General features: G+C 42.7%; 5 protein-coding genes and 3 rRNA genes. 7 read left to right on the forward strand and 1 reads right to left on the reverse strand.

Annotation, left to right across the window (positions count from 1 at the left end):
* The first annotated feature begins 112 nt into the window (after positions 1–112).
* The 4 genes from EHLA_RS05035 (at position 113) to EHLA_RS05050 (ending at position 7,519) form a co-directional block, all read left to right on the forward strand.
* On the forward strand, positions 113–1,486 hold the full coding sequence (locus tag EHLA_RS05035; protein WP_096239547.1) for a leucine-rich repeat protein: 1,374 nt from the start codon (positions 113–115) through the stop codon (positions 1,484–1,486).
* Positions 1,487–2,367: 881 nt separating this feature from the next.
* Positions 2,368–3,897: ribosomal RNA gene (locus EHLA_RS05040) — 16S ribosomal RNA — on the forward strand.
* Positions 3,898–4,094: 197 nt separating this feature from the next.
* Positions 4,095–4,212: ribosomal RNA gene (rrf, locus tag EHLA_RS05045) — 5S ribosomal RNA — on the forward strand.
* A gap of 416 nt (positions 4,213–4,628) precedes the next feature.
* A 23S ribosomal RNA gene (locus tag EHLA_RS05050) occupies positions 4,629–7,519 on the forward strand.
* Together the 16S, 23S and 5S rRNA genes form the textbook arrangement of a ribosomal RNA operon.
* Before the next feature lie 404 nt (positions 7,520–7,923).
* On the opposite strand, the gene EHLA_RS05055 is transcribed toward EHLA_RS05050, so the two are convergent.
* Complete coding sequence (locus EHLA_RS05055) at positions 7,924–8,745, reverse strand: DUF4097 family beta strand repeat-containing protein (RefSeq protein WP_157908549.1); 822 nt, start codon at positions 8,743–8,745, stop codon at positions 7,924–7,926.
* 734 nt (positions 8,746–9,479) lie between these two features.
* Between EHLA_RS05055 and nikB the strand changes: the two genes are divergently transcribed.
* From nikB to EHLA_RS05075, 3 genes are all read left to right on the forward strand, one after another.
* Positions 9,480–10,340 (forward strand): nickel ABC transporter permease, encoded by an 861-nt coding sequence (gene nikB, locus EHLA_RS05065; RefSeq protein WP_243145718.1) that lies wholly within the window; start codon positions 9,480–9,482, stop codon positions 10,338–10,340.
* A 5-nt stretch (positions 10,341–10,345) separates the two neighbouring features.
* The gene (gene nikC / locus EHLA_RS05070) at positions 10,346–11,173 is read left to right on the forward strand and encodes a nickel transporter permease (RefSeq protein WP_096239550.1); all 828 of its coding nucleotides are present in this window, start codon (positions 10,346–10,348) and stop codon (positions 11,171–11,173) included.
* A 132-nt stretch (positions 11,174–11,305) separates the two neighbouring features.
* Entirely contained in the window at positions 11,306–12,874 is a 1,569-nt protein-coding gene (locus tag EHLA_RS05075) for an ABC transporter substrate-binding protein (protein ID WP_096239551.1), read from the forward strand.

The raw sequence follows: 12,874 nt of genomic DNA on the forward strand, positions 1-12,874 counted from the left end.
GAAAATATTTGTAGTTAATTTGGAAGAATAAAAAGTACTCTCGGAATCTTTTTGTGCTTGATTTTGCAAGAAAGATTCCGAGAGTACATTAAAGTGATAGGAGGGCGAGCTATTGGCAGGAGCAAAGAAAGAAAAAAAGCATATTGTTGTATTTCAGGATGAAGAGGGCAATGTCTTAAAGACTTCCTTTGTTTCGCATGAAGAAGAGGCGATTCCTCCTGAACTTCCCAAAAAGAAAGGCGAATCGGAGCATCATGAAATAAAATTTCAAGGATGGGACCAGGATATTTCCTGTGTGCAGGGGAATCTTGTGGTAAAGGCGGTTTATAAAGAAGTACCGAAAGAATATCTGGTGATGTATTTCCATGAGAGTGGAAAGTTACTTGGAACAGAAAGTGTTCCATACGGTCAGGCGGCATCACAGCCATATCATCCACAAAAACCAAAGACAGCGGAACACTATTATATTTTTAAAGGCTGGAATAATGACCTTTCTCACATAGAAAAAGATACGATGGCAAAGGCTGTCTTTGAGGAGAGGGAACGCTCTTTTACAGTAGCTTTTTTTCATGAAGACGGCACAGTATTAAAAAAAGAAGAAGTTTTATATGGACAGGAAGCACATGCGCCACAAAGCCCGGTAAAACAGCAGGATGCAGTATGGCATTATATCTTTGAAGGCTGGGATAAAACCTTTGACAGTGTAAAAGAAAATATAGAAGTTCATGCGGTTTTTTCATCTGTTTACAATGAATACAACGTATGTATCTATGAACGATTATCGGAAGGTAATAACGGTTTACAGGATGAACAACTAGAAGAAAAAATAAAAGAAAAGCAATACCATTACGGAGACTTAATAGAGTATCCCAAGTTAAAGAAAAAGGGATATACGTTACGCTGGGATAACCATCCGGAAACAGTAACGCAAGATGAAGAAATTCATGCAAGCTGGGAGTTTTCAAATCCGGCAGGCAGGGTAGCCGAGGTGGAAGGAAATCGCTATGAAATTATAAACCCGTCCATAAAGAATGGCAGTGTTCGGTTATTATATTATATAGAAGATACCAGTCAGATTCAGATTCCGGCGCAGGCAAAAATCGGTGATTATTATTATTTTATAGAAAGAGTAGCACCGAGAGCTTTTTGCGATTGTAGAAAAATGCGTTCGCTTACGCTGCCGGATTGTATTCGGGTTCTGGAAAAAGAAGCACTCGCCGGATGCAAGCGACTAGAGAAGATTACTTTAGGAAAAAGCTGTAATTCCAGACTGCATAGTATAGAAAAAGAAGTTTTTTGTGAAAATGAGCATCTAAAGACTATTTATTTAAAAGGAAGAAACTTGCAAAAAGTTTATGCAGATACATTTGCCCGATTAAAAAACGAAGTAGAAGTTTATGTACGTCCGGAAAGCCTGGCGAATATGAACAGGCTGCTTCAAAAAGGAGTAAGGACAGGTAAAGTGAGGATAAGAGCTGGTAAATGAAAGAGCGAATCCCCAAGCTATGCTGGGTGAATATAAGATATAAATGCCGGTATTATATAGTGCTTATACCAAAATAAAAAAATAGGTGACAAATATCAGATATAGTAGGGTGAAGAATAATATCAGATGTGAGATGACTCCCACATCTTCAGGTGGAGACAAATTAGTATCAGTGGTGGGAGTCAATCCACCATCTGATATAGCCTCCGGCAGGATTGCAGAGATGCGCAAAAGAAATATGTCATGCTTTGCATGACGCGCATCTCGCAGCAAGAATGCCGAGGCATTTTTGAATTTTGTAAAAGAAATAGTCAATTTATCTATAATAATGATAAAAAAATAACAATATATCAAAGCAAAAGAACACAAAGGGAAAGAAAAATACAAAAAAAGTACAGTATACAACATTTTTTAAGAAAAATAAAATTTATTCAAAAAAAGCTTGACTCACATATACTGTTGTGATATTATAATATCCGTTGCACACGAGAAATCCATTTTTCTTGGAAAAATGAAAAGAATCTTAAAAGAAAGTTAAAAAACTTCTTGATAGATTAGAAGTTGTGTGATAATATATAAAAGTTCACATTTGAAAGAGAGAACAGACTTCTTAAAAAAGAAAAAAAGTTTTTGAAAAAAGTTCTTGACAAGAACTTGAAGATGTGATAATATAATTAAGCGTTTTCGAAAGAAAACACAAAACCTTGATAACTGAATAACAAAACAACCTTGAACGTTAATTCAAATTTCATTCGGGTTTTCCTGAGAGTGATGTCTGCAGGAAAGTCCATGGAACAGAACGAAAGTTCAAAACCTAAATAAACAGTAAAGACAGGAAAAGAACCAGTGGTTCTGGACCTGGATCTGACATCTTAAACATTTTATTTGAGAGTTTGATCCTGGCTCAGGATGAACGCTGGCGGCGTGCCTAACACATGCAAGTCGAACGAAGCACCTTTTAAGATTCTTCGGATGATTGATCGGTGACTGAGTGGCGGACGGGTGAGTAACGCGTGGGTAACCTGCCCTGTACAGGGGGATAACAGTTGGAAACGGCTGCTAATACCGCATAAGCGCACGAGAGGACATCCTCTTGTGTGAAAAACTCCGGTGGTACAGGATGGGCCCGCGTCTGATTAGCTGGTTGGCAGGGTAACAGCCTACCAAGGCGACGATCAGTAGCCGGTCTGAGAGGATGAACGGCCACATTGGAACTGAGACACGGTCCAAACTCCTACGGGAGGCAGCAGTGGGGAATATTGCACAATGGGGGAAACCCTGATGCAGCAACGCCGCGTGAGTGAAGAAGTATTTCGGTATGTAAAGCTCTATCAGCAGGGAAGATAATGACGGTACCTGACTAAGAAGCTCCGGCTAAATACGTGCCAGCAGCCGCGGTAATACGTATGGAGCAAGCGTTATCCGGATTTACTGGGTGTAAAGGGTGCGTAGGTGGCAGTGCAAGTCAGATGTGAAAGGCCGGGGCTCAACCCCGGAGCTGCATTTGAAACTGCATAGCTAGAGTACAGGAGAGGCAGGCGGAATTCCTAGTGTAGCGGTGAAATGCGTAGATATTAGGAGGAACACCAGTGGCGAAGGCGGCCTGCTGGACTGTTACTGACACTGAGGCACGAAAGCGTGGGGAGCAAACAGGATTAGATACCCTGGTAGTCCACGCCGTAAACGATGAATACTAGGTGTCGGGGCCGTATAGGCTTCGGTGCCGTCGCAAACGCAGTAAGTATTCCACCTGGGGAGTACGTTCGCAAGAATGAAACTCAAAGGAATTGACGGGGACCCGCACAAGCGGTGGAGCATGTGGTTTAATTCGAAGCAACGCGAAGAACCTTACCAGGTCTTGACATCCTTCTGACCACTCCGTAATGGGAGTCTTCCTTCGGGACAGAAGAGACAGGTGGTGCATGGTTGTCGTCAGCTCGTGTCGTGAGATGTTGGGTTAAGTCCCGCAACGAGCGCAACCCCTATCTTCAGTAGCCAGCAGGTAAGGCTGGGCACTCTGGAGAGACTGCCAGGGATAACCTGGAGGAAGGTGGGGACGACGTCAAATCATCATGCCCCTTATGATCTGGGCGACACACGTGCTACAATGGCGGTCACAAAGTGAGGCAAACCCGCGAGGGGGAGCAAACCACAAAAAGGCCGTCCCAGTTCGGACTGTAGTCTGCAACCCGACTACACGAAGCTGGAATCGCTAGTAATCGCGAATCAGAATGTCGCGGTGAATACGTTCCCGGGTCTTGTACACACCGCCCGTCACACCATGGGAGTCGGAAATGCCCGAAGCCAGTGACCCAACCTTTTGGAGGGAGCTGTCGAAGGTGGAGCCGGTAACTGGGGTGAAGTCGTAACAAGGTAGCCGTATCGGAAGGTGCGGCTGGATCACCTCCTTTCTAAGGAAGACAAGTAAAGAGTTGTTTTGTTATTCAGTGAGTCGTGCAGACAAAACCATGGAAAGCTGTCCTGTGCTCGCACAGGAGACAGATTGTAATGTGTTTTGGATATAGGACGAACGTCCTGCATCGAGATGAGGGAAACGAATCGAGATGGTACGACTGGCTTAGAAGGCTGTCAAGCTTTCAAAACCCTTCCGGGTGGCGATGCGCTCAGGGGACACACCCGTTCCCATCCCGAACACGATGGTTAAGACCTGAGCGGCCGATGGTACTATGCTGGAGACGGCATGGGAGAGCAGGTGGCTGCCCGGTTCCTTAAAAATCTTTTGGTTGATTTTGAGGGAACCAAGCAGGTGTGGCAATACGGAAGTGGAAGATGTACCTTGAAAACTGCACACAGAGAAGTTTTTCTTTAAAAGAAAAGCGACATCAGATTTCTATGATAAGAAAGAGTTTTTATATAACTGTTCAGCGAATCTCGATTACGGATGCAATAGCATCCTTCATCTCGATCCGTCTGAGCGCCATATAACAAAAAACATCACAAAAGCTGCCAGTAAGCAAGCTTACGCAGTTTTGTTCCGTTTTTGTTGCATGGCTGAACAGTTATCGAAAATTCTCCCAATAGCAAGTCGAAAGACAAAACATGAGTTTTAACTCATACGCCGAATGTTCTCTACGCTAGGAAGAACAGGAGGCAGCCATTTCTCAGGAAATGGATATACAAAGGTCAAGCGAAGAAGGGCGCAGGGCGGATGCCTTGGCACTGAGAGCCGATGAAAGACGTGATAAGCTGCGATAAGCTTCGGGGAGGAGCAAATATCCTTTGATCCGGAGATCTCTGAATGGGGAAACCCGGCTGTATGGACTACAGTCATCCATAAGTGAATCCATAGCTTATGGAAGGGAACCCGGGGAACTGAAACATCTAAGTACCCGGAGGAAGAGAAAGAAACATCGATTCCGTAAGTAGCGGCGAGCGAACGCGGAAGAGCCCAAACCGTGATGCGTGCATCGCGGGGTTCGGACTGCAGAAGGGATTCAGTAATGACAGGAGAACGGCTTTGGAACAGCCGGCCGGAGAGGGTGAGAGCCCCGTATCCAAAGTCAGAGCTGACCTGGCAGGATCCAGAGTACCACGGGACACGGGAAACCCTGTGGGAACGAGCGGAGACCACTCCGTAAGGCTAAATACTACTCAGTGACCGATAGCGTATAGTACTGTGAAGGAAAGGTGAAAAGAACCCCGGGAGGGGAGTGAAAGAGAACCTGAAACCCTGTGTCTACAAGCTGTGGAAGTACTTCTTAGGTACGACCGCGTACTTTTTGTAGAACGGTCCGGCGAGCTGCGGGTACTGGCAAGGTTAAGTACTTAAGGTACGGAGCCGTAGGGAAACCAAGTCTTAATAGGGCGAATCAGTCAGTACGTGCAGGCCCGAAACCGGGTGACCTATCCATGTCCAGGTTGAAGCCGCCGTAAAAGGCGATGGAGGACCGAACCCACATCCGTTGAAAAGGGTGGGGATGAGGTGTGGATAGCGGAGAAATTCCAATCGAACCCGGAGATAGCTGGTTCTCCTCGAAATAGCTTTAGGGCTAGCCTCATACAAGTCTGCCGGAGGTAGAGCACTGAATTTCCGCGGGGGCGTCAAAGCCTACCAAAGAATATCAAACTCCGAATGCCGGACAGATGGTGTATGGGAGTCAGACTGTACGAGATAAGTTGGACAGTCAAAAGGGAAAGAGCCCAGACCGCCGGCTAAGGTCCCAAAGTGGGTGTTAAGTGGAAAAGGATGTGGGATCTCTAAGACAACCAGGATGTTGGCTCAGAAGCAGCCATTCATTAAAAGAGTGCGTAACAGCTCACTGGTCGAGAGGTCCTGCGCCGAAAATGTCCGGGGCTGAAACACCACACCGAAGCCGCGGAACTCGTAAGAGTTGGTAGAGGAGCATTCTTAGGGGAGGGAAGCATTACCGGAAGGGGATGTGGACTGCTAAGAAGAGAGAATGCCGGAATGAGTAGCGAGAGCAAGGTGGGAATCCTTGCGGCCGAATATCCAAGGTTTCCAGAGTAAAGCTGATCTGCTCTGGGTAAGTCGGGGCCTAAGGAGAGGCAGAGATGCGTATCCGATGGACAGCAGGTAAAAGATTCCTGCACCCCTTGTTATCAGAACTGCGGGGACACGGGAAGGGAAGCAGAGCCGGGAATGGAAAGCCCGGTGCAAGCGAAGTAGTCGCAGGATTGGAAAATCCGTCCTGCATGAGACGAAGGCGTGATGCGGAGCGAAACAAAGTAGCGAAGCTGCGGCCCCTTCCTGTCGAGAAAAGCCGCTATCGTGTAGCAAGGGCCCGTACCGTAAACCGACACAGGTGGATGAGGAGAGGATCCTAAGGCCGGCGGGAGAAGTGTTGTTAAGGAACTCGGCAAAATGACTCCGTAACTTCGGGAGAAGGAGTGCTGCGCAAGCAGCCGCAGAGAAATGGTCCAAGCAACTGTTTAGCAAAAACACAGGTCTATGCGAAACCGAAAGGTGAGGTATATGGGCTGACGCCTGCCCGGTGCTGGAAGGTTAAGGGGAGAGCTTAGCGCAAGCGAAGGTTTGAACTTAAGCCCCAGTAAACGGCGGCCGTAACTATAACGGTCCTAAGGTAGCGAAATTCCTTGTCGGGTAAGTTCCGACCCGCACGAAAGGCGTAATGATTTGGGCACTGTCTCAACAACACACCCGGTGAAATTGAAATACCAGTGAAGATGCTGGTTACCCGCGCCAGGACGGAAAGACCCCATGGAGCTTTACTCCAGCCTGATACTGGGATTCGGTATTGCATGTACAGGATAGGTGGGAGGCTAAGAACTTATGGCGCCAGCCGTAAGGGAGCCGGTGTTGGGATACCACCCCTGCAGTACTGGGTTTCTAACCTGCGCCCGTGACCCGGGCGGGGGACAATGTCAGGCGGGGAGTTTGACTGGGGCGGTCGCCTCCGAAAGGGTATCGGAGGCGCTCAAAGGTCTCCTCAGGATGGTTGGAAACCATCCAGAGAGTGCAAAGGCAGAAGGAGGCTTGACTGCGACACCGACGGGTGGAGCAGGTACGAAAGTAGGACTTAGTGATCCGGTGGCATAACGTGGGATTGCCATCGCTCAACGGATAAAAGCTACCCTGGGGATAACAGGCTTATCACTCCCAAGAGTTCACATCGACGGAGTGGTTTGGCACCTCGATGTCGGCTCATCGCATCCTGGAGCTGGAGCAGGTTCCAAGGGTTGGGCTGTTCGCCCATTAAAGCGGTACGCGAGCTGGGTTCAGAACGTCGTGAGACAGTTCGGTCCCTATCCGGCGCGGGCGCAGGATATCTGAGAGGAGCTGTCCTTAGTACGAGAGGACCGGGATGGACCGTCCGCTGGTGGACCGGTTGTCATGCCAATGGCACGGCCGGGTAGCCAAGACGGGAAGGGATAAACGCTGAAGGCATCTAAGCGTGAAGCCCCCCTCAAGATGAGATATCCAGACTCGAAAGAGTGAGAGACCCCTTAGAGACGATGAGGTAGATAGGGCAGAGATGGAAGCACAGCGATGTGTGGAGTTGACTGTTACTAATCGGTCGAAAGCTTGACCAAGCGTAGAAAGCCGTAATGATGTCAGTAAACTGGCTGAATGAAGCTTGCTTTATGAATACAGTTTATGACAGCATGAAGATTTGCGGAGCAAATCCATCGAGATGAAGCGTAAGCGGAATCGAGATGACCGGCTTTAGTAAAGGCTTTAGTCAATAAGATTTGCAATTAGAAAAGATAGTTTGTGTGTAGTTTTGAAGGTACATGATAAGTAAGATAGATATAGAATATAATAGCTGTTATAGTTTGATGATTTTATAATTGTAACTATAACAGCTTTTTTTATCTCAGTCGAGAAGACTCCCACCTCTTTCAGGTGGGAGTCTTCTCGACTTGAATTTTAAGAATTCTATGGCATGGATTCTATGTGTGATACAAGAATTTATGCCATAGGCTTAGTAGATGTTTTAGTTTAGAGAAATATTTCCGTTAATTGTAGATATACGTACATTATAAAAAGGTTTTTCACCTAAAATACCAGTAATATTTTGTACATTTCCGGGTTTCTCTTTAATAGAAAGTCCCTCGATGTTCGAGTGAATAGAGCCTCGTTTGCTGATTCCATCAATCTTCATTCCGCAGTTTTCAGGAAGTGTAAGCTGAATATTTCCATTTAATGTTTCACATTCTACAATATTATTTAAAGAAGAGAATGTAGCCTGAATCGGACTGGATGAAGTAGCTAATTTGGCACCACCTTCGATACAGTCAGCGATAATTGTACCAGAAACAGAGTGTATATCCGTAAATCCCTCTGCTCGTGTAATGTGAATTAAACTGATTGAAGAAACAAGCCGGATTCGTGGAGCAGTGATCGTATTTAAAGAAATAGAACCTTCTGTTGTCTCGGCAGCAAATCGTTCTACATTCCAGTCGGCATCTGTAATGATATTGCCATATTGGGATGAAAGGAGTAATTCGCCATTGAAAGAATCCGGGAGGAAAATTTCGATACAGGTAGCGGGATTTACAGTTTCTCTTCGACCGTAACGTATGGTTGTTTTAAAACGATTCGCAGTAACTTTTGCATAATATTCACTTCCGGAAAGACCGTTAATGTATTCCTTAATTGTAAGAGTATCATCATCTGCTTTGTGTAGAAGAAGAGTCTCTGCCTGATACCCGATCTGTAATGTCTTTACAGAAGAAACGTCTAAAGAAAGAATATTATCTGGTTCTTTAGACAAAATTTCTATAAAATCTAAATTTTTCTCTTTACTGTTTTGCATAAATCCCAATGCCTCCTGTGCCATGTAAATTGTTGTAATGATTTGATTCAGCCTCAAATTCCGCGGGTCCCAAAGTCAAACACTTTATCGTGCAAGCCCGAATGGAGTTTGGACCTTTTGACCCTGATATCATATAAAAATAATATCATTATTATAAAATAGAAAAGTAAATATAGCAATATTGAATCAAAAATACTTAGTCTGGTATGGATATTTCCATTTTTATTAAAAAATTATATGGATTATTTCAAGTGTAAAATATGCAAGGGATTTGCATTTAAAAACAGGACAGGTAATATTAAGTAGTGTGGTGGACAAAAAAATACATAGATAAAAGAACTTAATTGTCAAAATAAGCATCAAAAAAGGTAAAATTACACTTTGGCATAGAAAAATTGTCATGATATTATTGAAAAGTATTGTAGATATATGTAGAAAATTGTACAGGCCATATAGGCTTTTCTAGAAAATTACAAGAATTTTTTTGGAATTGTACTTATATGTCCTTTTCTTTGGGATATTCTAAGATTGTCCTATCATAACAGTCTGCTGCCTCCGGTTTGATATGTAGCAGGGTCTTATATTAATGATTTTCTATTTTAAAATCCATACTTTTTCATGTTAATTTTATACGATGTACTCTCGGAGTCTTTCTTGCACTTACTTTTGTGGCTGATTTTCCGCCAGTCGCACCTGAATTTCATCAACGTACGCACTGCGTACGCCTCAAAAATTTGGACACAACTGACAAAAAATCTTCTCACAAAATCAAGCACAAAAAGATTCCAAGAGTACATACGAGGGCAAAGGAGGAAAGAGAAAAACTAGGATTAAATGATCCGATTTTAGTACAATATGGGCGATGGTTTAGTAAAGTTCTTCATGGAGATTTCGGAACTTCTTATTCGAATGGAAAGCCAGTAGCAGAGCTTTTATCAGAAAGATTACTTCCAACATTAAAACTGGCATTTGCGGCATTGCTTCTTATGCTGCTATTTGCGATTCCGCTAGGGATGTTATCGGCAGTTTATAAGAATTCCTGGATTGATTATCTGGTCAGAGGAATTACTTTTCTTGGGGTATCGATTCCTAACTTTTGGGTTGGACTAATACTTTTATATGTAGTTGCACTGAAGTTTAGTTTACTTCCTGTTATTTCAACAGGAGAAGGATTTGAAAAGATTATTTTACCGGCAGCGACTTTAGCTTTTGCAATGATGGGAAAATATACAAGGCAGGTAAGAACAGCAGTTTTAGAAGAACTGAACCAAGATTATGTTACTGGAGCAAGAGCAAGAGGAATGACAGAAAAAGAAGTACTTTGGAAGCAAGTATTTCCAAATGCATTATTACCATTGATTACCCTGCTTGGATTATCTCTTGGTAATTTATTAGGAGGTACGGCAGTAGTAGAAGTTATTTTCACATATCCAGGTCTTGGAAATCTGGCAGTACAGGCAATTAGTTCCTATGATTATTCACTGATTCAGGGATATGTACTATGGGTAGCATTAATTTATATGGTAATTAATTTACTTGTAGATATCTCTTATACTTTTGTGGATCCAAGAATACGAAGAAGTGAGAAAGGGTGAACGTAATGCATAAAGTATTAGATTTTATAAAAAAGAATAAACAGTTTTCCTTTTTCTTATTGCTAGTTATATTGCTTGCTCTTATTACTATTTTTGCACCGGTAATTGCACCACAGGATCCTTATGTATCTGATTTAAAGAACGCATTACAGCCACCGAGCAGCGCTCATTGGTTTGGAACAGACAAATTAGGGCGGGATATATTTTCCAGAGTGATTTATGCTTCAAGAAGTTCACTCCCGGCAACATTAATACTCGTTGTACTGATTTTTGCAATAGGAACTTTACTTGGAACGTTAGCAGGATATTTTGGAGGATGGATCGATGCGGTTATTATGAGAATATCCGATATGATGATTTCTTTCCCAGGTATGGTTCTTGCTATTGCAGTTGCAGGTATTATGGGAGCTAGTGTAAAGAATGCGGTGATTGCGGTTGCTGTAGTAAGCTGGCCTAAATATGCAAGACTTGCCAGAAGCCTTGTCATGAAGATACGTCATGAAGATTACATATATGCAGCAATAGTAACTGGCTCAAAAACAAGCTATATTTTAAGAAAATATATGCTTCCAAATATTATTCCAACATTGATAATTACAGCCGCCACAGATATTGGTGGTATGATGCTGGAACTTGCCGGTTTATCCTTCTTAGGATTTGGAGCCAAGGCTCCGGCGGCAGAATGGGGACTTATGCTCAATGAGGGAAGAACCTATATGCAAAATGCACCATGGATGATGATTTATCCGGGACTGGCAATCGTTATCGTTGTTGTAGTATTTAATCTTTTAGGTGACAGTTTAAGAGATGTACTTGATGTAAGAGAAGAATAAAGGATTATATTAGTAACTGTATGGGTTCCTATGTATGTTAACTGCAAATGATATGATGTATTTTGCAGTCTGTGTAGAAATCAACAGTTATGTATAATAAATAACAAAAAAGGATAAAGAAAGGATAAGTTTATGAAGAAGATGAAAAGATTTTTAGGAATCATGACAGCTATGATCATGGCAGTTACCATGCTTGCCGGTTGTGGTGGAAACGGTAAAGGAAACAGTGACAGCACAGAGGGAAATACATTAAAGTTTGGATGTTTTTCTTACTCAGAATCTTTAGACCCGGCAAATATGATTAATGCAGCCTGGTGTAACAGCCGTTATGGTGTTGGAGAATGTCTCTTTAAGTATAAAGATGACTTAAGTGTAGAGAATACGATTTGTGATGAATATTCTACAGAGGATAATAAGACATGGGTATTCCACATCCGCGATGGTGTAAAGTTTTCTAACGGAAATGATGTAACTCCTTCTGCAATCAAAGCTTGCTGGGATGTTCTTTATGCTAACAAGACGGGTTCTTCTAATCCATCTAAGTTTATGGATTACGAATCAATTACAGCAGATGATGAAGCACGTACTTTAACAATTGTTTTAAAACAGGCAAAGGCTGACCTTAGAAAAGATCTTGCATATCCAGTATTCGTTATTCTTGATGTAAGTGGAGATTATGATCTTGCAGAGAATCCAATCGGTACAGGCCCTTATGCATTAACAAGTTTTGATTCTAAGACAAAAGCAACTCTTGTAAAGAATAAATATTACTGGAATGGTGAAGTGCCTTATGATAACGTTGAAATTGATTTCTTAAGTGAAGATAATAAAGCAATGGCTCTCCAGAACGGTGATGTAAATCTTGTAGAAAATATTACTTCTGCATCTGATCTTGAAACTTTGAAAAAAGATGATAACTTTAATGTATCTATCGGACAGGGTGTTCGCTGTGGATTTGCGTATGTCAATGAAAAAGGTATTTTAAAAGACGATGCATTAAGACAGGCATTACAGATGGCATTAGATCATAAGACCATGTGCGAAGTTACAGTTGGCGGTTTATATACAGCGGGAATTTCCGTACTTCCTTCCAGTCTGGCTTATGGATATGATAATTTAAAGAATCCATATGAGTTTAATACAGATAAAGCCAAGAAACTTTTAGATGATGCAGGTTATAAAGATACAGATGGCGATGGAATCCGCGAGATGAATGGAAAGAATATCTCACTTAGATATATCACATATGAGAACAGAAGACTTTCCGACTTTGCACAGGCAATCCAGACACAGCTTAAAGACCTCGGAATTGATGTAAAGATTGATTCTATGAACGCAGATAAAGAGTGGAACTTGATGGTTGCAGGAGAGTATGATCTTTGTGATTCTAACTGGATTACTGTAGGTAATGGCGACCCTACAGAATATCTTGCAAACTGGTATGGTAAATCAGATGCAAACTTCTGTAATTACAAAAATGATAAATTTGACAAGTTATATGAGCAGTTAGAAACAGAATTTGATGAAGCAAAACGTGCAAAGATTATTGAGCAGTTACAGCAGATTCTGATTGATGACGCAGCTGTTGTTGTTCATGGTTATTACAACAGTTCAATGATCAGTGATAAGACAGTTACAGGAGCAGACATTCACACAGCAGATTATTACTGGCTTACAACAGAAATTGCTCCAGCGAAATAG

This window comes from Anaerobutyricum hallii (genome assembly GCF_900209925.1).
In the GTDB taxonomy this organism is placed as follows: Bacteria; Bacillota; Clostridia; order Lachnospirales; family Lachnospiraceae; genus Anaerobutyricum; species Anaerobutyricum soehngenii.